Consider the following 22109-nt stretch of genomic DNA (forward strand, 5'->3'; position numbering starts at 1 on the left):
GATCGCCAGAATGAGCCACTGAAACGTTTCGATCGGCATCGACGTCGAAAATCGGTATATCCCTGCGCGGTGATTTCCTAGGGGCGTGCGGCCGCGGCGGTGGTCGCCGGGTCGGCGGCGAGCACCACCTCGGTTGCGTACCGGGCCACCTGCTGCGCGGTCAACCCCAGGGCGGCGAGGATGCCGCTGCGCGAACCCTGGTCGATGAAGGCCTGGGGGACGCCGAACTCGCGGACGGCGGCGGCGACTCCCGCCAGCCGGCACTCCTGCGCCAGCCGGGAGCCGAGTCCGCCGGCCAGCCCGCCGTCCTCGATCGTGATCGTCAGGTCGTGCTCGCCGGCCAACCGGATCAGGTCGGCGCTGACCGGCAGCGCCCACACCGGATCGACGACCCGGACGCCGATGCCCTGCCGGGCGAGCCGCCTGCCCACCTCGACGGCAAGCGTGGCGAACTGCCCCCAGCCCACGACGAGCACCGAGGGTCCGCCGTCCTCGAACAGCACGTCGACGTCGCCGTCGGTGCGCACCGCCGGTAGCGGGTCCGGCAGCGGGTCCTTGGAGTAGCGGATCATGCTCGGCGCGTCCGAGATGCCGACCGCCACGTCGAGCGCACGGGTCAGCCGCTGCTCATCGCGGGGCGCGGCCAGGTGCAGCCCCGGCACCAGGCCGGCCAGGGCCAGGTCCCACATGCCGTGGTGGCTGGGCCCGTCGGGACCGGTGATGCCGGCCCGGTCGAGCACGAAGGTGACGCCCTCGCCGTGCAGCGCGACGTCCATCAGCAACTGGTCGAAGGCGCGGTTGAGGAAGGTGGCGTACAACGCCACGACCGGGTGCAGTCCGGCGCGAGCCAGCCCCGCCGCCGACGCGACCGCGTGCTGCTCGGCGATGCCGACGTCGAAGGTGCGGTGCGGGAAGTGCCGGGCGAAACGGGCCAGGCCCGTCGGGTGCAGCATCGCCGCGGTGATCGCCACTACCCGGTCGTCGGTGGCGCCGATCCTGGCCAGATGCTCGCCGAAGGCGTCCGTCCAGGTGCGCCGGGTGGAGGCCGCAAGCGGCTCGCCGGTGATCTCGTCGATGGGTCCCACCGCGTGGAAGCGGTCCTCCTCGTTGTTCTCAGCTGCCGCGAAGCCGCGTCCCTTCTGGGTGACGCAGTGCACGATGACCGGCCCTCCGGTGAACTGCCGGGCCTGTTCGAGCGCGAACTCGAGCGCGGTCAGGTCGTGACCGTCGATCGGCCCCAGGTACTTGATGCCCAGGTCGGAGTACATGCCCTGCGGCGCGAAGACGTCCTTGACGCCCGCCTTCACCCCGTGCAGGACGTCGTAGGCCGATTCTCCGACCACCGGGGCCCGGCTGACCCAGCGCTTGATCGCAGCCAGCGAGCGTTCGTAGCGCCGGTCGGTGCGAATCGAGGAGAGTTGCTGGCCCAGGCCCTTCAGCCGGCTGGCGATGCCGCCGATGGTGGGCGTGTACGAGCGGCCGTTGTCGTTGACGACGATGACCAGCCGCAGGTCTGGCTCGACGGCGATGTTGTTCAGTGCCTCCCAGGTCATGCCGCCGGTGAGGGAGCCGTCGCCGACCACGGCCACGACGGTGCGCTCCTCGTCGCGCAGCGCGAATCCCCTGGCCAGGCCCTCTGCCCAGGACAGCGACGACGACGCGTGTGAACTCTCCACCCAGTCGTGCTCGGATTCGGCCCGGCTCGGGTAACCGGACAGCCCGCCCGGCTGGCGCAGCGTGTCGAAGCGGTCGCGGCGTCCGGTCAGGATCTTGTGCACGTAGCTCTGGTGGCCGGTGTCGAAGATGATCGGATCCCGCGGCGAGTCGAACACCCGGTGCAGCGCGATGGTCAGTTCGACCGCGCCCAGATTCGGGCCGAGGTGCCCGCCGGTGCGGGACACGTGGGCGACCAGGAAACCGCGGATCTCGGCGGCGAGGCCGACGAGCTCGTCGTCGGTCAGGTCGTGCAGGTCGCGGGGGTGGTTGATGCGGTCCAGCAACGGCATGGCGTGCAGTCTACGTGCGGATTCGCGACTGGACGCCCGCTGCGCCGCACGGGCAGGGTGGCACCCATGGACAGCGAACCGGAGGTCGGGATCGTCATCGTGCTCGATTCGATCGATCCCGCACGGCTGGCGGGGTTCTGGGCCGAAGCGCTGCGCTACCGCCGCCTCGACGACGTCGAGCAGTACGCGGTGCTGCTGCCGCGGCAGGGGGCGTCCGGCCCGATGCTGCTGATCCAGGGCGTCGGCGAACCCAAGCAGGGCAAGAACCGGATGCACCTCGACCTGCACGTGCCGGACGTCGCCGCCGAGGTCGACCGGCTCGTCGCCCTGGGCGCCTCGCGGGTCGGCGAAGGTGTGATCGGCGATACGATCAGCTGGGTCCGGATGCTCGACCCCGAGGGCAACGAGTTCGACCTCGCCCCGATCTGACGACCGGGGCCGGTCCGCTCAGAGCCGGCGCACCCAGTTCTTCCCGCGCAACGCCTCTTCGACCAACCCCACCTCGCGGTGCAGCCTGGCCAGCGCCGCCTGTTGCTGCGACCACACCTCGACCGCGTCGCTGACCACCTCGGGCGGCACCTGTTCGGTCAGGCTGACCCGGACGCCGGCCAGCCCCTCGCGGCTGGCCTGCACCTGCGCATCGACGAACACCGCCGCGAACCGCGCCAGCACCACCGGGTGCCGGCGCAGCAACGGGTAGCGGCGATAGTCGGCCGGGCAGCAGTCGAGCAGGAACTCGGTCGCGGTCAGTTCCCAGTCGGGCGCCCCCGGTGGCCGCACCCGCTCGGGCCACCCGGGCGGCACGTAGATGCTGGACTGTCGCTCCTGCATCGCCCTGCGACGATCCGCCAGTGACGCCATCCCTACCCCCTTGGATCGAACGTTTGTTCGATTCTAGGCCATAGCCGGACGCCGGTCCAGACCGGTCCGAATCTCCGCCCCACCCACCCGGCGCCCCGACACGGTCAGCCGCAGGTCGAGGTTTGCGGGACCGGCCGGGGTGGGTCGTGATAGACACTGTGCACCCCACACGAAGGAGTGTTCGATGGACGACTGGGTACAGACTCTCGGCGCCGGCCCCCTGCTCGGTATCGCAGCCGGCGCGATCGCCGTCCTGCTCGTGCTGGTCATCACCCTGAAGATGCACGCTTTTCTGGCATTGATCCTGGTCAGCCTGCTGACCGCGCTGGCCACCGGCATACCGACCAACCAGATCGTGCCGACCATGGTCAGTTCCTTCGGCAGCACACTCGGCTCGGTCGCCCTGCTGGTCGGTCTGGGCGCGATGCTCGGCAAGCTGGTCGAATACTCGGGCGGCGCCCAGGTGATGGCTGAACGACTCGTCTCCATCTTCGGTGAGAAGCGGGCCCCGTTCGCGCTCGGCATCGCCTCGCTGATCATGGGCTTCCCGATGTTCTTCGACGCCGGCCTGGTCGTCATGCTGCCGATCATCTTCGCGATCGCGAAGCGGCTGAACGGGCCGGTGCTGCTCTACGGCATCCCGGCCGCCGCCGCGTTCTCGGTGATGCACGTCTTCCTGCCGCCCCACCCCGGACCGGTCACCGCCACCGAGCTGTACGGCGCCAACCTCGGGCTGGTGCTGCTGATCGGCCTGCTGGTCGCGCTGCCCACCTGGTACGTGTCCGGCTACCTGTGGGGCATCCAGGTCGCCAAGCGGCACAGCTTCACCCTGACCGAGGGCCTGTTCGGCGACGCCGATCCCGACGAGGTCAAGGAACCGCCGTCGGTCGGCACCGTGATCGGCATCCTGCTGATCCCGCTGCTGCTGATCTTCCTCAACACGGGACTGGACTTCGTCCGGGCCAGCGGCTGGGCCGACAAGTCCGCGACCTGGTTCCAGGTGCTCAGCATGCTGGGCACCGCGCCCGTCGCCCTGCTGGTGGCGGTGCTGGTCGCCTCCTTCGTGCTCGGCCTGCGCCGCGGCGAGAAGGGCACCGCGCTGGAGAAGATCGTCGACAGCGCCCTGGGCCCGATCTGCTCGGTGGTGCTGATCACCGGCGCCGGCGGCATGTTCGGCGGCGTGCTGCGCACCTCCGGCATCGGTGACGCGCTGAAGGATTCGATGTCCGACCTGGGACTGCCCGTGATCGTGGCCGCCTACCTCGTGTCGGTGGTGCTGCGACTCGCCCAGGGCTCGGCGACCGTCGCGCTGGTCACCACCGCCGGCCTGATGGCTCCGGCCGTGGCCGCCGGCGGCTACTCCGCGGTCGACATCGTCTGCATCACCCTGGCCACCGCTGCCGGTTCGGTGTTCGCCAGCCACGTCAACGACTCGGGATTCTGGCTTGTCGGACGCCTGATGGGCATGGACGTCGCCACCACCTTGAAGACCTGGACGATCCAGCAGGCCATCGAGTCGGTGATGGCCTTCCTGATCGTGCTGGCGGTCTTCGTCGTCCTCTAGCGGACGCCGGTCGCCGGTCTCAGCCGAGCCCGGTGACCAGCCAGGCGTCCCCGCGTTCGCGCCACCACAACATCGCCGAACGGATCAGCATGAACGCCGTGAAGCCCAGCCACAGCGCGACCGTGGCAGCAACCGCGCCCTGGCCGGCCAGGGCGTCCGCGTTGAGCCGCAGCACGGCCACCACGGGCAGGTAGCCGACCAGCACCGCGATCATCCCGCCGGCCAGCCAGCGGCCGTCGCCGGCCCCGATCAGCACGCCGTCCACCACGAACACGTAGCCTGCGACCGGCTGTCCGATGCCGACCACGATCAGCGAGGCGACCAACGCGGAGCGCACCGCCGGGTCGGTGGTGAACAGCGGCGCGATGAACGGCCCCGCCACCGCGACCACCGCCCCCACCACGGCCCCACCGATCACGCCCCAGCGGACCATCACCGCCGTCGCCTGCCGCACCCCGGCCACGTCCGCGGCGCCCAACCCCTTGCCGGTGAGCGCCTGACCGGCGATCGCCAGGGCGTCCAGGGCGAAGGCGAGCAGCGTCCACACGGTGAAGGCGACCTGATGCGCCGCCAACGGCACCTCACCGAGCGCGGCGGCCACCCAGGTGGTGAGCAGCAGGACGGCGCGCAGGGCCAGGGTCCGGACCAGCAGCGGGACGCCGCTGGTCGCGGCAGCCAGCACCCCGGCCGGATGCAGCCGCAGGGTCGCCCCCGAGCGTCGGACGCGGCTCACCCACACCGCGACGAGGGCCAGCGCCATCGCCAGCTGAGCGATCACCGTCCCCCACGCCGAGCCTGCGATCCCCCAGCCCAGCCCGTACACGAACCACCAGTTGAGCAGGGCGTTGGCACTGAAGCCGGCCACCGAGACGATCAACGGGGTGCGGGTGTCCTGGACGCCGCGCAGCGCCCCGGTGATCGCGAGCACCACCAGCATCGCCGGCAGTCCGATCGCCGAGACCCGCAGGTAGGCGACGGCCTGAACGAGCACCTCCCCGCTGGCCCCCAGCCCGGCACACAGCCAGGGCGCGGCGGCGGTCGCCACCGAGCCGCTGACCACGCCGAGCAGCAGGGCCAGCACGGTGCCATCCACGCCGGCCGATACCACCCGGTCGGACGCCCCGGCGCCCAGTGCCCGGGCGACCGCCGCAGTGGTGCCGTAGGCGAGGAAGACGAAGACCCCGACGGCCGTGGACAGCACGGAACCGGCGATGCCGAGGCCGGCCAGCTGCGGCGTCCCCAAGTGCCCGATGATGGCCGAGTCGACCAGCAGGAACAGGGGTTCGGCGACCAGTGCGACGAACGCCGGGACGGCCAGGTTCAGGATCTGCCTGGTCAGGCTCGGCGCACGCACCCGGTCAACCTACCCAGTCGAGCCGACGGCGCTCGCCCCGGTGACCTGCCGAGACCGAACGCTGGCCGGGTTCAGCGCAGCTGGGCCGCCCGTTGGCGGTACCCCTCGAGCAGTGCGGCGCCGGTTCCGGCGTCGTCCACCACCACGAGCTCGACACCACCCGATCGTCGGATGACGACGATCGCACGGCCCGACCGCAGCACGAAACCCTTCGCCCCCTGCAGCGGTCCGCGCACGGCGACCCGGTAGCCCCAGCCGCCGAACTCGGCCATCGCGCGTACCTCGGCGGCGGCGACCGCGGCGACGTCGTCGATGCCGACGACAGCCCGCGGCCAGCCGAGCGGACCGGCCACCCGCAGCCCCTGCGGCCCGACCGTCACCCGGACGCTGAGCGCAGCCACCATCAACAGCCCCAGCGCGAGCGGGACGACCAGCATCCACGCCGAGCCGAGGACCAGGGCGAACAGCAGGGTGAGCGCGGTGGCCGAAGCCGCGATCACGATGCCGGGGGTCGCGGTCAGCGCGACCCGGCTCCACACGGCGACCTCGGTCGGCCCCAGCTCGGCGGGCCGGACGCCGTCCACGCCCTGCGGCAAGGGCGAGGCCCAGCGCGGGATCAGCAGGGAGGTGGCGTAGCCGCAAGCCACTCCGATGACCAGACCCACCACGAAGGCGGGCAGCGGCAGCATCACCGTGCTGACGTCCCCGACGCCGAGTTGCGGGGCCAGGGTGCCGAGCAGCGACGTCAGCAGGAAGCCCCCGGTGCCGGACGCCAGGGCCGCGAGCGACCGGGCGGCCGTCGAGGTGGAGGCCGTCCCGGCCCAGGCGGCCGCGATGAGGGCCACCACGCCCAGCCCCATCAGCAGGGATGCGACAGCGGCGGGCGAACTGAAGCCGTCCGGCCGGCCGGCGGCGTCCCAGTGCGAGGCGACCGGATCGGGCAACTGCCCCCACCACAGCGCGAGCACCGCCCCACTGAGCAGCAGCATCAGCAACGGGAGGGCGACCGCCCCCATCACGACCCGGCCACTCGAGGGACGTTCCTGTTCGATCATCTGCCATATCCCTTCGTCACCAGTGTGGCCAGTTCGTCGGCGCTCAATCCCAGCCTTTGAGCGGCCCGGCGCACCTCCTCCAGCGCCGCCGCCAGCGTCGCCCGGTCGGCGGTGCTGACGGCGTCCGCCGACCCGGCGACCACCGCGCCGCGACCGCGACGCAGTTCGAGCAGCCCCTCGTCGCGCAGCAGGTTGTAGCCGCGCAGCACCGTGTGCAGGTTGATGCCGAGGGACTGCGCCAGGTCGCGAGCCCCCGGCAGCCGCTCCCCGGCCGCGATCGATCCCGCGGCCAACTGGGCGCGCACCGAGGCGGCAAGCTGCTCGTAGAGCGGTACGTCGCTGGCCGGGTCGATCCGGATCAGCACGACACCTCCTGCTGTAGTTGTTCGGTATCAACTATAACAAGCCCGGCAAGGATCGTGCCAGCCGTCCTCTCGCGCTCGCCTAACGACCGAGCGCTCGCCAAGGTTGGCGAGCGCTCGGTAGTGAGGCGAGCGGTGGGGAGGGAGTCACTTACTGGGCGGCGAAGACGAACCACCACACCGCGGTCGCCACCGCGAGGACGGCCAGCACGATCAGCACGATGCGTTGGGCGCGGGGCTGCGTGGGGCGTCCGAACGGCGAACTCGCGATGCCGGCGAGCGCCGGCAACACGGCCAGCGCCGTCCACCACCACCACTCACCGATCATGGCCGTGATCGCCAGCGGGGCGAACCCGATCAGGTAGGCGACCCAGAACCAGATGCCCAGGCCGCCGATGGCGCAGGCCCCGAGCAGTGCCAGGACGTAGCTCACTCCCCCGACCAGCACCATCCAGCCCACGGTGCAGGTGCCGTCGTCCTCGGGGCACAACGCCGGCACGATCGCACCGGCCAGAGCAAGCACCAGCCCGGTGCCGATGAGTGCGGCCAGTCCGGCCAGCATCGACCAGGCGACCCGTTCGGCCAGCTCGGAGCCGATGCCGACCCGGTCGGCGCGCACCCGCTTCTCCCGGCGCGGCCTGGTCGCGACCGCCGCCTTGCCCGCCGGGGTCGTGGACGCCTTTGCACCGGCGGACTTGGCCGCCGCAGTGGAGTCGGCCGCCTTCACCGACGCGGTGGCGCCCGCCTGGTCACCGGCCGGTGCGGACGCCTTGGCCGGCGACTTCTTCGCCGTGGCCGAGCGGGCCGCGATCTCGCGCTCCCTGCGGGTCCGCCCCGACCGATCCGTCCGCTTGGCCACTACTTCATCAGGCTCCGCAGCACGTACTGCATGATGCCGCCGTTGCGGTAGTAGTCGGCCTCTCCCGGGGTGTCGATCCGGACGATGGCGTCGAAGGTCTTGTCGTCGGCGGTCACCTTCACCGTCTTCGGGGTGGTGCCGTCGTTGAGCGCCTCGATGCCTTCGAAGCTGAACGTCTCCTCGCCGGTCAGCCCGAGCGAGTCGGCGTTCTCGCCCTCGGGGAACTGCAGGGGCAGCACGCCCATGCCGATCAGGTTCGAGCGGTGGATCCGCTCATAGCTCTCGGCGATGACGACCGTCACCCCGAGTAGCGCGGTGCCTTTGGCGGCCCAGTCGCGCGACGACCCGGACCCGTACTCCTTGCCGGCCAGGACGACCAGCGGGATGCCCGCCTGGGCGTAGCTCTGCGCGGCGTCGTAGACGGTGGCGACCGGGGCGTCCGCCTTGGTGAAGTCGCGGGTGAAGCCGCCCTCGGTGCCGGGCGCCAACTGGTTGCGCAGCCGGATGTTGGCGAAGGTGCCGCGGATCATCACCTCATGGTTGCCGCGCCGGGAGCCGTAGGAGTTGAAGTCCCTGCGCTCCACGCCGTGCTCGGTGAGGTATGTGCCGGCCGGGCTGTCGGCCTTGATCGCGCCCGCGGGCGAGATGTGGTCGGTGGTGACCGAGTCGCCGAGCTTGAGCAGCACCCGGGCGTCCGACACGTCGGTGACCGGCACCGGCTCGGCGGGCATGTCCTCGAAGTACGGCGGCTTGCGTACGTAGGTCGAGTCGGCGTCCCACTCGAAGGTGTCACCGGTCGGCGTCGGCAGCGAGCGCCAAGTGTCGTCGCCGGCGAACACGTCGGCGTAGCGGCTGGTGAACATGTCGGCCGAGATCGAGCCGTTCACGACGTCCTCGACCTCTTGGGTGCTCGGCCAGATGTCGCGCAGGTACACCGGCTGGCCGTCGGAGCCCTCGCCCAGCGGATCGTTGAGCAGGTCGATGTCCATCCGGCCCGCGAGCGCGTAGGCGACCACCAACGGCGGGCTGGCCAGGTAGTTCATCTTCACATCGGGGTTGATCCGGCCCTCGAAGTTGCGGTTGCCCGACAGCACCGAGGTGACGGCCAGGTCGGCCGAGTTGACGGCCGCGGAGACCTCAGGGATGAGCGGGCCCGAGTTGCCGATGCAGGTGGTGCAGCCGTAGCCGACCAGGTCGAAGTCCAGCTGGGCGAGGTACTGGTCGAGGCCCGACTTGGCGTAGTAGTCGGTGACCACCTTCGACCCGGGCGCCAGGGACGTCTTCACCCACGGCTTGCGGGTGAGGCCCTTCTCGACCGCCTTCTTGGCCAGCAGGCCGGCGCCGATCATCACGCTCGGGTTGGAGGTGTTGGTGCACGAAGTGATCGCGGCGATGGTGACCGCGCCGGTGGGCAGATCGAAGTCGGTCCCGTCGGCCAGCGTGACGTGCACCTGCTTGGAGGCGTCGTCGGTGTAGGTGCCGATGGCCTCGCCGAACGCGTCGGCGGCCTGAGCCAGGATGATCCGGTCCTGCGGCCGCTTCGGGCCGGCGATCGAGGGGACGATGGTGGCCAGGTCGAGCTCCAGGTATTCGGAGTAGCGAGGCTGGGCGTCGTCGGTGTGCCACAGGCCCTGGCGCTTGGCGTAGGCCTCGACCAGCGCGATCTGCTCGTCGGAGCGTCCGGTCAGCCGCAGGTAGTCGGTGGTTTTGGAGTCGATCGGGAAGATCGCGATGGTCGAGCCGTACTCGGGGCTCATGTTGCCGATCGTGGCCCGGTTGGCCAGCGGCACCTCCGAGACGCCGGGACCGTAGAACTCGACGAACTTGCCGACGACCTTGTGTTCGCGCAGCATCTCGGTGATGGTCAGCACCAGGTCGGTCGCGGTGGCGCCCTCGGGCAGCTTGCCCGACAGCTTGAAGCCGACCACCCGCGGGATCAGCATCGACACCGGCTGGCCCAGCATGGCCGCCTCGGCCTCGATGCCGCCGACGCCCCAGCCCACCACGCCCAGGCCGTTGACCATCGTGGTGTGGCTGTCGGTACCCACGCAGGTGTCCGGGTAGGCCTGCAGCACCCCGTTCACCTCGCGCGGGAAGATGACCCTGGCCAGGTGCTCGATGTTGACCTGGTGGACGATGCCGGTGCCGGGCGGCACCACGACGAAGTCGTCGAAGGCGCCCTGGCCCCAGCGCAGGAACTGGTAGCGCTCGCGGTTGCGCTGGTACTCGAGTTCGACGTTGCGGGCGAAGGCGTCGGGGGTGCCGAACAGGTCGGCGACGACGGAATGGTCGATCACCATCTCGGCCGGCGACAACGGGTTCACCTTGGCCGGGTCGCCGCCCAGGTCGGCGATCGCCTCGCGCATGGTGGCCAGGTCGACCACGCACGGGACGCCGGTGAAGTCCTGCATGATGACCCGGGCCGGGGTGAACTGGATCTCGCGGTTCGGCTCGTCGTCCGGCTCCCAGGCGCCCAGCGCCTTGATGTCGTCGGCGGTGATGTTGGCGCCGTCCTCGGTGCGCAACAGGTTCTCCAGCAGCACCTTGAGGCTGAACGGCAGGGTGTCGGAACCCTCGACGGTGTCCAGCGCGAAGATCTCGTAGGACGTCCCCGAGACCTCGAGCGTGGTTCTGGCGTCGAAACTGTTGATGCTCATCGGGTCCTCCTGTTGATCACCGGCAAGATATCTCGATATCGAGATAATACCTCAAGGCCGGGCGTCGCCGCGAACGGCTCCGACCTGGCACCCAACTCTAGAGGCACCAGCGGCGGGCGTACGAGGGAACCGGACACCTCACCCCCGCCCCCCGGCGACGGCAAACCGAGGGAACGGTTTCAAGGGTCCGCCGCTGGACCGCAGGAACCGTCCCCGTGGGCCGCGTCAGCGCCGCAGGATCGCGACCGCCTCCAGGTGGTGGGTCATCCCGAACAGGTCGTACCCGACGATCCGGGAGGCCTGCCAGCCCAGCTCGGCGGCGTAGCCAAGGTCGCGGGCAAGGGCGGCCGGATCGCAGGCGACGTAGGCGATCGCCCGCGGACGCCGCTGGGACACCGCCCCCATAACGGCCCTGCCGGCCCCGGCGCGGGGCGGGTCGAGCACGACCAGGTCGGCGCGCCCGGGCAGCCTGCGCAAGGTGCGCTCGACGTCCCCGGCCTGGAAGGACGCCTCGGGCACGTTGCCGCGCGCCAGTTCGACCGCGCGACGGTTGCCCTCGACGCCCCAGACCCGGCAGCCCGCGTCCACCAATGCCCCGGCGAACACCCCTACCCCACAGAACAGGTCGAAGGCCCGTTCGCCCGGCTGCGGTTCCAGTCCGGCCATCACCGCGCGGGTCAGCACCTCGGGAGCGGCGATGTGCGCCTGCCAGAACCCGTTCGCAGCCACCCGGAACGGCCGCTCGCCGACCCGCTGGGTGACCACCGCGTCCGAACCGGGTGCGAACAACGCGCCACCCTCGCGGCTGACCACGCCGACCACCTCGTCGCCACCCTCCCCCGCAGAGCCGGACGCCTCGGCCGGCCCGGCCAGGTGAGGCGGCATCGCCGCGGACGCGATCGGGCAGCCGCCCTCGGGCAGCGGGATCACCGCGTGCGACCGGTGCGCACGCAACCCGAGCCGACCGTCGCCGACGCTCACGAAGCGCATCCGGCACCGCGAACCGAGCACGGGCGGCACCTGCTCGACCTCGCCGTCCCAGTCGATCCCGGCCAGCCGCTGCAGCTGCTCGGCCAGTACCCGGCGCTTCAGCTCCGTCTGAAAGGCCGGCGCCACGTGCTGGAAGTCGCAGCCGCCGCACACCCCCGCGTTGGGGCACGGCGGCCGCACCCGATGCTCGGACGCCTCACGCACGGCCACCGCGTCCGCCCGGGCGAAGCGCCTGGTCACCTCGGTGACGCGCAGATCGACCAACTCGTCCGGCAGGGCGTGCCGGACGAACACCACCTGGCCCTCCCAGCGAGCCACGCAGTGCCCGCCGTGCACGATCGGACCCACCCGGACGGGCCCGATCAGGTCACCGGGCTGCACGTCACTCCCGGTCCAGGTGCTGCCCGGCCCGGACCGCCCCGGTGCCGGTCTGCCGCCACGCGGCGGGGTTGCGTTTCGCCCGGTCGATGGCGTGCCGCGACGAGGCCAGCAGGTAGGGCACCGAGGTCACCATCACGCCCGGCATGAAGTTCAGCCGCGCCTTCAGGATCAGCGAGGTCTGGTTGTGAAGGATCTGCTCCCACCAGTGCCCCACCACGTACTCGGGAATGTAGATGCACAGCACGTCGCGCGGGTTGTCCGACCGCAGGCCCTTCACGTACCCGATGATCGGGGAGACCACCTCACGGTAGGGCGAGTCGATGACCCGCAGGGGGACGCCCAGGTCCTCGGCGTACCACTCGTCGAGCAGCGCCTTGGTCTCGTCGGCGTCCACCGACACCGTCACGGCCTCGAGTGACGACGGACGGGTCGCCTTGGCGAAGTTGACCGCCCGGACGGTGGGTTTGTTGATGCCGATCACCACGATCACCGACCGGACGCGGCTCGGCAGCAGGTTGCGCTCGCCCGGCTCGACGGCGATCTCGGTCTCGACCTTCTTGTAGTGGGTGTTGATGGCGCGCATCAGGACGAACAGCAGGGCCATCGCCAGGATCGCGATCCAGGCCCCGAGTAGGAACTTGACCGCCAGCACGATGCACAACACGATGCCGGTGCAGCTGAGCCCGATGCCGTTGATGATCCGGGAGCGCTGCATGTGCCGGCGGGTCGCGGGGTCGGTCTCGGTGCGCAGGTGCCGTGACCAGTGCCGCATCATGCCGGCCTGGCTGACCGTGAACGAGACGAACACCCCCACCACGTAGAGGTTGATCAGCGCGGTCACCGACGCGTTGAACGCCAGCACCAGGCCGATCGCCGCCGCGGCCAGCAGCAGGATGCCGTTGCTGTAGGCCAGCCGGTCGCCGCGGGTGTACAGCGCCTTGGGCAGGAAGCCGTCGCGGGCCAGGATCGAACCGAGCACCGGGAAGCCGTTGAAGGCCGTGTTCGCGGCCAGGAACAGGATGACGAAGGTGGCGATGATGACGAAGTACAGCCCCGGGGCGAAGTTGTCGAACACCGTCGAGGCCAGCTGCCCCATCGCGGTGCCCACGTCGCGCTCGACCACCTCGCCGTTGACCCGGAAGTGGCTGTGACCGTCGGGATCGACGAGCTTCAACCCGGTCAGGTTGGACAGCAGGATGATGCCGCCGAGCATCGACACCGCGACGCTGGCCAGCAGCATCAGCGTGGTGGCGGCGTTGCGGCTCTTGGGCGCTTTGAAGGCCGGGACGCCGTTGCTGATCGCCTCGATGCCGGTCAGGGCGGCACAGCCGGAGGAGAACGCGCGGGCCAGCAACGCGATCATGGCGAAGCCAACGAACGGGTCGTAGACGGCCGAGCCGACCACGTCGAAGTTCTTGGTCGGCGCCTCCAGCGTCTCGCCGAGCACGAAGATGCGGAACAGTCCCCACGCGGTCATGCCCAGCACGGCGATCATGAAGCCGTAGGTGGGCACCGCGAAGACCGTCCCCGATTCGCGCACCCCGCGCAGGTTGATCGTCATCAGCACCAGGATCAGCCCGGCCGCCACCAGCCCCTCGTGTCCCTCGATCCAGGGCAGCACGGCCTTGGCGTTCTGGACGCCCGACGACGTCGACACCGCCACGGTCAGCACATAGTCGACCAGCAGGGCGGACGCCACGGTGAGCCCGGCCGTCGGCCCGAAGTTGACCGTCGCCACCTCGTAGTCGCCGCCGCCGGAGGGGTAGGCGTGCACGTTCTGCCGGTAGGACAGCACGACGATCAGCATCACGAACGCGACGGCCACCGCGATCGGCCACGAGTAGGCGAAGCCGACGACGCCCGCCATCGACAGGGTGAGCAGGATCTCATCGGGGGCGTAGGCGACGGAGCTCAGGGCGTCCGAGGCGAACACGGGTAGCGCGATCCGCTTCGGCAGCAGCGTCTCGCCCAGTTGGGCGCTGGCCAGCTTGCGCCCGACCAGCAGCCGCTTGACCGCATCGGTGATGCTCACGCGGCCTGACTATAAGCCGCCGGGCCGGAGCGTGCACGGGATGGCCAATGATCGGCCGTGTGACGCACGCTCCCTATACTGTGCCGCGGACGCAATGGGTGATCCACTAGGCAGGAGGCCCGCGGTGCACATTGTGATCATGGGTTGTGGCCGGGTCGGGTCGTCCCTGGCCCGCAGCCTCGAGAAGCGGGGCCATTCGGTCGCCGTCATCGACTCGCTGGCCGACGCCTTCCGACGTCTCGGCCCCACCTTCCAGGGCAAGACGGTCAAGGGCGTCGGCTTCGATCGCGGCGTGCTGATCAAGGCGGGCATCGAACGGGCGGACGGGTTCGCCGCGGTCTCCAGCGGTGACAACTCCAACATTCTGGCCGCCAGGGTCGTGCGGGAGACGTTCGGGGTGCACAACGTGGTTGCCAGGATCTACGACGAGGGCCGCGCCGAGGTGTACGAGCGACTCGGCATCCCCTCGGTCGCGACGGTGCGGTGGGCCTCCGACCAGGTGCTGCGGCGGCTGCTGCCCGAGGGCGCCGAGCCGCAGTGGCGCGATCCGTCCGGCACGGTGCGGCTGTCCGAGCTGGACGTCGACGCGGGCTGGGTGGGAACCACCATCGGGGCGATGGCAGAGGCGGCGCACTGCCCGATCCCGTTCATCACCCGCTTCGGGGTGGGCCTGGTGCCCGAGCCCGACACGATCTTCCAGGACGGCGATCTGCTCTACGTCGCCGTGCACAACGACCACGAGGCGGACGTCGAGCAGCTGTTCGGCGCACCGCCGGCCAGGCACTGATGGTGACCGCACCGCTGCGGCGGGCGGCAGTCGAGAGGGGCGCGACATGCGTGTGGTGATCGCCGGGGCCGGCAACGTCGGCCGATCCATCGCCCGGGAGCTGATCGCCAACGGGCATCAGGTGTTGCTGGTCGACCGGGCGCCCGAGGCGATCAAGACCGCCAGCGTGCCCGAGGCCGAGTGGCTGCTGGCGGACGCCTGCGAGCTCGCCTCCCTCGAGGAGGCCGAGCTGGAGACCTGCGACGTGGCGATCGCCGCGACCGGCGACGACAAGGCCAACCTGGTGCACTCGCTGCTGGCCAAGACCGAGTTCGGAGTCCCCCGGACCGTGGCCCGGGTCAACCACCCCAGCAACGAATGGATGTTCGACGACCTGTGGGGGGTGGACGTCGCGGTGTCGACGCCGCGGCTGATGTGCGCCCTGGTCGAGGAGGCGGTCACGGTCGGCGACCTGGTGCGGCTGTTCAGCTTCCGTGGTGGCCACTCCAACCTGGTCGAAATGACGCTGCCCGAGTCGAGCCCCCGCGTCGGCGTCCGGGCGGCCGAGCTGGCGCTGCCCGGCGACGCGGTGCTGGTCGCGATCATCCGCGACGGCGTGGCGCGTGCCCCGGAACGCGACGGTGCCGTCGAGGCGGCCGACGAGCTGCTGTTCGTCGTCGACCCCGACTTCGAGGCCGACCTGGCGCACTACCTGAGCCCGCGGGACCGTGACGCGGCCAAGACGGCCGTCGGCGAGGCCTGAGGCCGGGGTCTGTCCAGAGCGGGTCTCCCGCACACGTGCGTGCGCAGCGGGGGCTCAGAGCAGTTCGTAGTGGGGGTTGTACATCCGGCGTCGGCCGTCCACCCATGAGACTCTGCCGGTCACCTTCAGTTCACGACCGGCGATGACACCAGGAATCTCGCGGCGGCCCATCCAGATCAGCGTGATGCTGCCCGAGCCGTCGTTGAACTCGGCCTCCAGCCAGGGGGTGCCGCTACGCGGACGAAGCGTGAGCACCGCGATCCGACCACGCAAGGTGGCGCGCTGGCGGTCGGTGCACTCCGACACCGTCTGGGCGCCGGACGCCTGCGCGACCCGCACAGCGCGCTCGGAATCGAGCTCCTCGGTGGACCGGCCCAGCCACCGCATGGCCCGGGAGAAGGGGTTGCCGGCCACCGCTCAGGCCTGAGGCACCGTGGGCATGGTCATCGCGATGATCTCGCCGGGCACCATCGGCCCGTCACCGCGGCGCACCACGACGTTGCGGAAGAACTCCACGAAGGCCGCGGCGGCGCCCTCGTCGTCCTCGGTCAGGCCCGCCTCGCCGAGCAGCGTGCCACGCAGCAGCCAGCGCGGGCCCTCGGCGAACCACGTCCGGCTGACCTGGAACAGCTGCTCACCGGAAGGCCCCTCGGCCGGCAGCACCCGGCGCAGTTCGGGACCGAACGGGCCCACGGCGGTGGTGGCGCTGCCACCCGCCTGCTCGGCCTCCTCGGTCAGGTCCTCGCGCAGCTCGTCGCCCAGCCCACCGCTGGTCGGTGCGGCCAGCAGGGCCAGCTCGAGCCCGGACTGCTCCCAGAACGCCAGGGCGGCGACAACCTGCTGGTTGCCCTCGTTCACCTGCAGCTGCAGGCCCATGCCCTCCCACGGGGTGAGGATCAGCGCACCCAGATCGAGCCGTTGCACCTCGTCCGCACTCAGGTCGACCTCCTCGAAGTCGAAGGGCCCGTCGGCGCGCCAGTCGACTGCCTCCTCGTCGACTTCGTCGGCTCCGTCGTCGTCCGCCTCGTCCTCATCGGACTCGTCGTCGTCGCCCTCGTCCTCGTCGTCCTCGGCGTCGGCCAGCTCCGCCGGCAGCTCCGCGCCCGCATCGTCGTCGGCCTCGGCCGCCGCGTCGTCGTCGCCCACCTCGTCCGCCGCCGCCTCGGCGTCGTCGGCCAGCACAGCGGCGGCGTCGCCGTCCGCCTCGTCCGGACCGGACGCCTCGACCTCGGTCACGTCCTGCTCGGGCTCATCGACCGGCTGTGCCTTGGCCTTGCGTCGAAAGATCACGCCTGCTCCTTCATCGGTTCGGTGGCGCTCAGCCACCCCTTGATTCCCCCGGTGGACCCGTGCCCGCCCGCCCCACGATCACTGGGCGGGAGCTCGTCCACCTCCACGAATGTCGCTGTCGCGACGCGCTGCACCACGAGTTGGGCGATCAGGTCGCCGCGCCTCAACCGGACGCCGTCGCGAGCGTCGGTGTTCAACAGGCACACCTTGATCTCGCCACGGTAACCGGCGTCGACGGTACCGGGCGCATTGACGATGGTCAGTCCGTGCCGGGCAGCGAGGCCCGAACGCGGATGCACCAGGCCGACCCAGCCGGCCGGCAGCGCCAGCGCCACTCCGGTGCCGACCAGCACCCGCTCGCCGGGCGCGATCACCACGTCCTCGGCGGTCGCCAGATCGGCACCGGCGTCGCCGACGTGGGCGTATCGCGGCACCGGAATCGAGTCGTCCAACCGCTTCAGCAGCACCTGGACGTTCTCTGGCGAACTCACCCGCCGGAGTCTAGTCGGGACTCGCTCACCCTCCCGACGCCGCCCGAGGGCCGGTTGTCCGCGATCGCCCGGAGCAGACCGTCGGGATCCCGGGTCGACACCAGCCAGCACAGGTGCGGGTCGGCGTCGTCGGCGACCCCGATCAGGACGGTACCGGGCAGGTAGGGCCGAAGCCCCAGGAAGGCGTCTCCCCGGGCCAGCACGCGACCCCGCAGCGCCCGGTCAGCGATCGCCACCTGGCCCACGTAGGGCCACTCCAGCACGCTGCGGCCCACCCGGATGCCACCGGCGTCCACCGAGATCCTCAGCGATCCCCAGGCCAGCAGCGTCCAGGCGACCAGGACGACCACCCCGACCGTGCTGGCCAGCAGGATCCAGTTGCCGAGCATGAACGCGACCGCGGTCACGAAGGTGAGGCCGAAGAACAGCCCGATCCCCCAGTACGACAGCGGCACGGTGAGTCGTTCGGTGTAGGCGGGCGCCGAGTTGCTCGTCACGTTTCCAACCTAGACCCACTGCAGGGGTGTGGACGCCCGGGACGGGCCTGCGCCTAGACTCGACGAATCCGGACGCCCCCGCCCAGGAAAGCATGGAGGAACGATGAACCTGTCCCAGCGCGTGCTGTGGAACATCTACGCCGGCGCGGTCGGCGCGTTGAGCGCGGTGGTCGCGCAGAAGGCGGTCCGCGGAGCCTGGAAGGTGGCCACCGGTGACGAGCCGCCCGACCCCAACGATCCGGCCACGCCGATCACCGAGGCGCTGATCTGGGCGCTGGCCGGCGGCGTGGGCATCGGCATCTCACAGATGCTGGTCAACCGCTTCGCGGCCGACCGCTGGGAGAAGGCCATGGGCACGCCGGCGCCGACCAGTCCGACGGTTCACTTCAAGCTCTGAGCGGAGTTCCCGGCGCCCGGCCGGGTGACGCTCGTCGTCCCCCGCCCACCGTCATCCCGTAAAGGATGTTCGTCATCCCGGGCTTGCCCCGGGATCCCGGCGTCCGCCGGGATGACGGCCTACGAGATGTTCATCATCCCGGGATCCCGGCGGCCGGCTACAGCCGGCGCTCAGTCGGCGCAGTCCACGCAGTAGGAGTGCCCGTTGCGGGTGTAGGCGACCTGGCTGCGGTGCTTCACCAGGAAGCAGGAGTAGCAGGTGAACTCGTCGGCCTGCCGGGGCAGTACCCGAACGGTCAGTTCCTCGTGGGAGAGGTCGGCGCCCGGCAACTCGAACGACTCGGCCGCCTCGACCTCGTCCTCGTCGACCTTGCCGGAGTTCTTGTCGTTCCGGCGAGTCTTGAGTTCCTCGATGCTGTCTTCGCTCTCCTCGTCGGTCTTGCGAGGGGCGTCGTAGTCCGTTGCCATCTTCTTCGTATCTCCATCCGGAGCGCCTCTGTCGGGGGCGGCGCTCACTGATCTACAGCTCAATCCCAAATGTGTCGCACGCATACATACCACAAGCGCCCAAAAGCGACCGGTCCCGGCTCGCGCATCTCACCCATGGGGACGCCCCGCCACGCAGGCCGCCGAGGCGCCGTGCCGCGTCCGACCCGGTAGGTTACCCCTAGCACGAACACAGGAGAGCGATCGAGCGATGCGCACCGCCCGCCCACTCGGGTTGAGCCCCGACGGGAGGAGCCTGATCGTCGTCGTCGAGGGCGGCGAACAGGTGGCGATCCCGGCCGACGAGCGGCTGCGGGCCGCCTTGCGCAACGACCGAGCACGCATGGGACAGCTGGAGATCGACATGGACAGTGCACTGCGGCCGCGCGACATCCAGGCCCGGATCCGGGCCGGAGAGTCGCTCGAGGCGGTGGCACAGGCCGCCGGCGTCCCGCCGGAGAAGATCGAGCCGTTCGCCGGGCCGGTGCTCGCCGAGCGCGACCACATCGCCGGGCTCGCGCAGACCAACCCGGTCCGGCGGGCCGGTGACGCCGTCGCGCACCGCAGCCTGCGCACCGTGGTGACCGAGCGCCTACTGTCGCGTGGGGTGGACGCCGACACCGTCGAATGGGACGCCTGGCGCACCGAGGACCGGCGCTGGACCGTCCGGCTGAGTTACGAGTCCGGGTCGGCACAGCGCCAGGCGGACTTCACCTACGACCAGACCGGTCGGTTCTCGACCGCAGCCAACGACGACGCCCGGTGGCTGACCGGCGAACAGACCACCTCGCACGGCCCGCAGCCCGGGCGCAGGCGACGGGTCGACGAGAACGGCGATGATCTCGGACTCGACGACGAGCTGGCGATCGTGCGCGCGATCCAGCCGCAGTTCGCCGTCACCCCCGACGTGGACGAGTTCGACGACGAAGCCGACGACAACGACGGCGCCGACAACGAGGACGCGTACGCCGAGGGCGACCTGGCCGAGGTGGACGGGGTCTACGACATCGTCCCAGGCGACCGGTCGAACATGGACGTGCTCTACGACATGCTCTCGAGCTTCGACGAGGATTCGGTGCAGATCTACGCGGGTCTGGTGCGACCGCGGCCCGAGCAGGCCGCCGCCCCGGTGCTCGACGAGGGCCCGGCCGGCGACGACTACGACGAGCCGACCGAGCCGACACAGCGGATCGAGGAAGTCGAGATCACCGACGTCGAGGCGGACGCCGACGCCGGGCCGGAGCCTGCCGCGGCCGAGTCCGTGCCCGACGAACCGGAACCCGCCGAGGACGAGACCGGGGCGGATCTGACCGATGTGCCGGACGCCGGCCCGATCGCAACCGACGACGAGGAGGAGGAGGAGACCGGGGCGGAGGCGTCCGTGGCTGACCCGACCCCGGCCTCCGACGGCGACGAGCTGCCCGAGGACCACCCGGCGGCGATCGAGGAGAACCTCGCCCGGGACGAGCCCGTCGCGGTCGAGACGGTCATCGAAGAACCTGCCGCTGACGAGACCACTGCCCTCGGCGACGAGGCGGTGGCCGTGGAGCTCATCGAGGTCGAGGTCGACCTCGCCGACGAGCCCGACGCCCCCGCTGCCGACGAGACTGTGGAGGAACCGGCGCCCGAACCCGTCCAACCGAAGCGACCGACGGGCCGGAAGAAGACCGACGCCGCCCCGGCCGAGCCCGAGCAACCCAGCCTGGTCGACGAGGCCGGCGACGAGCCGTCCCGCCCGGTCAAGCGCAAGCGGGCCAGCGTGCCGAGCTGGGACGAGATCATGTTCGGGGCGCCGAAACCCAAGGAGTGACCCGGCGCGGGGTCCGTCCCCGCGTGACGGCAAACGACAGGGCCCACGAAAACTCGTGGGCCCTGTCGTCGTGCGAGCGGAGGGCAAGGGGCTGACGCCCTAGGGGGTCGCGAAGACCGTGTCCGCCTGATCGGGAATGATCGACCCGTTGTTGCGGCGCACCGGCCCGGGGTTGCCCTGGGCGTCGGTGTAGGCCGTCGTCGAGCAGGGGTACAGACCCTCCTTGCGCGGCAGCGGCTTGATGAACATCGGGTTGACCGCCCACTTGCCGTCGGCGTTGTCGTAGGCGTGGCACATCAGCTCGTCCTTGTTCCGGTTGAGCACCACGTGCACCCCGACCGCGTCGCGCAGCATCGAGACGTCGGTGGTGGCGTCGCCACCGGCCAGCACGGGCCGGAACGCCCGCGGCATCGGCTTCATGGCCCGGGGTCCCTTCACACCCAGGATGGTCTGGTTGATGAAGCAGCGCTTGCCGTCGATGTAGGTCATGATCGAGTCGGTGCCGTCGGCGTGGCCGCCGCAGCCGCGCAGGTGGCCGTTGAGCTTGCCCCTGGTCGTGAGCTGCTCGATGCCGATGGTGTGCGCCCGGTCGATCCCCACCCCGGCGCCCCAGACGTCGGCGAACTCCTTGGGCGAGGCGGACACGATCCACGGCTCGATGCCGGCCTTCTTGAGCGTCTTGATCAGGTCCCGGATCTCGGCGTAGTAGCGGATCCACGCCGTCTCGGTGCTCGAACCGACCTGCTGGGTGGCTCCGATCGGGGCCCGCAGGGCGGCGTCCCTGGCCTTGGCCGCGATCGCCCGCAGCTTCGCGGGCCTGTAGCCCTGCTGGATCTGCGACACCCAGGCGTAGCTCGCCTCCATGTAGCGCTCGTTCGCCCCCGCGAAGACCTCCTCGCCGGACGTCGTCTGCTGCGTCTTGCGCACCGACAGGATCTCGTCGGCGCAGGTGACGTTCGTGCTGGTGGGCAGCGGCTTGCCCGGTCGCGCCAGCGAGCCGCAGGCCTTGCGCAGAGCCGCGGCCCCGGCGTCGGTCATGTAGCGGCTGGTGTTGTGCCAGTCCCGGCCGGGCGGCTGCAGGATCTTGTCGTGCCGCAGCATCCAGAAGATCGTCTGGTCCGAGATGTCGTTCTTGATCACGGTGTTGTCCCAGTCGAACACCGCGTACGGGCGCACCTGGGGGGTGCGACCCTTGGGCCAGCTGCACCGGCCGTAGGAGTCGATGGCGGTCTGGATCAGCTCGGCGTTGTCGCCGTACCAGTTGTCCGCGAGCTTCAGCTGCGGGCAGCGGTTCGAACGATCCTTGCCGCCGCGGTCGTTGACGCCCTGCTGGACGCCGACGGCAACGGTCGGCGCCGGCTGGGCCGACGCGGTGGGCAGGCTGACGGGCAGGGTTGCGGCGACCATCGTAAGGCTGCACAGGCCGATCGCGCGGACTCTTCGCTGAGTGCGCATGGGGGTGACTCCCTTCAGGAGACTCTCAGGATTC

The 22109-nt window shown here is 70.6% G+C and carries 21 protein-coding genes; 6 read left to right on the forward strand and 15 right to left on the reverse strand.

Annotated elements, in window-relative coordinates; translation table 11 throughout:
* Positions 1–77: 77 nt before the first annotated feature.
* On the reverse strand, positions 78–2006 hold the full coding sequence (gene dxs, locus OIE40_RS07265) for a 1-deoxy-D-xylulose-5-phosphate synthase (RefSeq protein WP_264701453.1): 1929 nt from the start codon (positions 2004–2006) through the stop codon (positions 78–80).
* A 66-nt stretch (positions 2007–2072) separates the two neighbouring features.
* Here dxs and OIE40_RS07270 point away from each other — a divergent pair, with 66 nt between their 5' ends.
* Complete coding sequence (locus tag OIE40_RS07270) at positions 2073–2435, forward strand: VOC family protein (RefSeq protein ID WP_264701454.1); 363 nt, start codon at positions 2073–2075, stop codon at positions 2433–2435.
* Positions 2436–2453: 18 nt separating this feature from the next.
* Here the strand turns inward: OIE40_RS07270 and OIE40_RS07275 are convergent, their stop codons facing one another.
* Positions 2454–2867 carry a hypothetical protein gene (locus OIE40_RS07275; protein WP_264701456.1) on the reverse strand — a complete coding sequence of 138 codons (414 nt, stop codon included), beginning with the start codon at positions 2865–2867 and terminating at the stop codon, positions 2454–2456.
* Between the two features lie 184 nt (positions 2868–3051).
* Here OIE40_RS07275 and OIE40_RS07280 point away from each other — a divergent pair, with 184 nt between their 5' ends.
* The gene (locus OIE40_RS07280) at positions 3052–4431 is read left to right on the forward strand and encodes a GntP family permease (protein WP_264701458.1); all 1380 of its coding nucleotides are present in this window, start codon (positions 3052–3054) and stop codon (positions 4429–4431) included.
* A gap of 19 nt (positions 4432–4450) precedes the next feature.
* Here the strand turns inward: OIE40_RS07280 and OIE40_RS07285 are convergent, their stop codons facing one another.
* The 7 genes from OIE40_RS07285 to OIE40_RS07315 all read right to left on the reverse strand — a co-directional run bounded on the left by OIE40_RS07285 (position 4451) and on the right by OIE40_RS07315 (position 14121).
* Entirely contained in the window at positions 4451–5785 is a 1335-nt protein-coding gene (locus OIE40_RS07285) for an MATE family efflux transporter (RefSeq protein ID WP_264701460.1), read from the reverse strand.
* Between the two features lie 71 nt (positions 5786–5856).
* Positions 5857–6840: a DUF1648 domain-containing protein gene (locus tag OIE40_RS07290; protein WP_264701463.1), complete on the reverse strand. Its 984-nt coding sequence runs from the start codon at positions 6838–6840 to the stop codon at positions 5857–5859.
* A complete protein-coding gene (locus OIE40_RS07295; protein WP_264701464.1) occupies positions 6837–7205 on the reverse strand; it encodes a GntR family transcriptional regulator in 369 nt (122 codons plus the stop codon). The genes OIE40_RS07290 and OIE40_RS07295 overlap by 4 nt, the downstream gene beginning before the upstream one ends.
* 148 nt (positions 7206–7353) lie before the next feature.
* Positions 7354–8061: a hypothetical protein gene (locus OIE40_RS07300; protein WP_264701466.1), complete on the reverse strand. Its 708-nt coding sequence runs from the start codon at positions 8059–8061 to the stop codon at positions 7354–7356.
* On the reverse strand, positions 8061–10718 hold the full coding sequence (gene acnA, locus OIE40_RS07305; RefSeq protein ID WP_264701468.1) for an aconitate hydratase AcnA: 2658 nt from the start codon (positions 10716–10718) through the stop codon (positions 8061–8063). The genes OIE40_RS07300 and acnA overlap by 1 nt, the downstream gene beginning before the upstream one ends.
* 225 nt (positions 10719–10943) lie before the next feature.
* Positions 10944–12089, reverse strand: coding sequence for a class I SAM-dependent RNA methyltransferase (locus OIE40_RS07310; protein ID WP_264701470.1), 1146 nt, complete (start codon positions 12087–12089; stop codon positions 10944–10946).
* A 1-nt stretch (position 12090) separates the two neighbouring features.
* A complete protein-coding gene (locus OIE40_RS07315) occupies positions 12091–14121 on the reverse strand; it encodes an APC family permease (protein ID WP_264701472.1) in 2031 nt (676 codons plus the stop codon).
* Positions 14122–14215: 94 nt separating this feature from the next.
* Between OIE40_RS07315 and OIE40_RS07320 the strand changes: the two genes are divergently transcribed.
* Both OIE40_RS07320 and OIE40_RS07325 read left to right on the forward strand, forming a co-directional pair.
* Positions 14216–14908 carry a potassium channel family protein gene (locus tag OIE40_RS07320; protein WP_319805212.1) on the forward strand — a complete coding sequence of 231 codons (693 nt, stop codon included), beginning with the start codon at positions 14216–14218 and terminating at the stop codon, positions 14906–14908.
* A 46-nt stretch (positions 14909–14954) separates the two neighbouring features.
* Positions 14955–15650, forward strand: a complete 696-nt coding sequence (locus OIE40_RS07325) for a potassium channel family protein (protein WP_264701476.1) — start codon at positions 14955–14957, stop codon at positions 15648–15650.
* Positions 15651–15704: 54 nt separating this feature from the next.
* Here the strand turns inward: OIE40_RS07325 and OIE40_RS07330 are convergent, their stop codons facing one another.
* Genes OIE40_RS07330 through OIE40_RS07345 form a run of 4 tightly spaced genes read right to left on the reverse strand, consistent with a single transcriptional unit; the run spans position 15705 to position 17928 of the window.
* Positions 15705–16064: an OB-fold nucleic acid binding domain-containing protein gene (locus OIE40_RS07330; protein WP_264701478.1), complete on the reverse strand. Its 360-nt coding sequence runs from the start codon at positions 16062–16064 to the stop codon at positions 15705–15707.
* A 3-nt stretch (positions 16065–16067) separates the two neighbouring features.
* On the reverse strand, positions 16068–16940 hold the full coding sequence (locus OIE40_RS07335) for a DUF3710 domain-containing protein (RefSeq protein WP_264701479.1): 873 nt from the start codon (positions 16938–16940) through the stop codon (positions 16068–16070).
* Positions 16937–17431: a dUTP diphosphatase gene (dut, locus tag OIE40_RS07340; protein WP_264701481.1), complete on the reverse strand. Its 495-nt coding sequence runs from the start codon at positions 17429–17431 to the stop codon at positions 16937–16939. The genes OIE40_RS07335 and dut overlap by 4 nt, the downstream gene beginning before the upstream one ends.
* Complete coding sequence (locus tag OIE40_RS07345) at positions 17428–17928, reverse strand: DUF3093 domain-containing protein (protein ID WP_264701483.1); 501 nt, start codon at positions 17926–17928, stop codon at positions 17428–17430. The genes dut and OIE40_RS07345 overlap by 4 nt, the downstream gene beginning before the upstream one ends.
* 103 nt (positions 17929–18031) lie before the next feature.
* On the opposite strand from OIE40_RS07345, the gene OIE40_RS07350 reads away from it, so the two are divergent.
* Positions 18032–18325, forward strand: coding sequence for a DUF4235 domain-containing protein (locus OIE40_RS07350; RefSeq protein ID WP_264701485.1), 294 nt, complete (start codon positions 18032–18034; stop codon positions 18323–18325).
* 170 nt (positions 18326–18495) lie between these two features.
* Here OIE40_RS07350 and OIE40_RS07355 read toward each other — a convergent pair whose 3' ends face one another.
* Positions 18496–18792 (reverse strand): DUF4193 domain-containing protein, encoded by a 297-nt coding sequence (locus OIE40_RS07355; RefSeq protein WP_264701487.1) that lies wholly within the window; start codon positions 18790–18792, stop codon positions 18496–18498.
* Between the two features lie 229 nt (positions 18793–19021).
* On the opposite strand from OIE40_RS07355, the gene sepH reads away from it, so the two are divergent.
* Positions 19022–20620 carry a septation protein SepH gene (gene sepH, locus OIE40_RS07360; RefSeq protein WP_264701489.1) on the forward strand — a complete coding sequence of 533 codons (1599 nt, stop codon included), beginning with the start codon at positions 19022–19024 and terminating at the stop codon, positions 20618–20620.
* Positions 20621–20719: 99 nt separating this feature from the next.
* Here the strand turns inward: sepH and OIE40_RS07365 are convergent, their stop codons facing one another.
* A complete protein-coding gene (locus OIE40_RS07365) occupies positions 20720–22027 on the reverse strand; it encodes an HAD family hydrolase (RefSeq protein WP_264701491.1) in 1308 nt (435 codons plus the stop codon).
* Positions 22028–22109: the final 82 nt, after the last annotated feature.

The sequence above is a fragment of the Micropruina sonneratiae genome (genome assembly GCF_025972045.1).
In the GTDB taxonomy this organism is placed as follows: domain Bacteria; phylum Actinomycetota; class Actinomycetes; order Propionibacteriales; family Propionibacteriaceae; genus Micropruina; species Micropruina sonneratiae.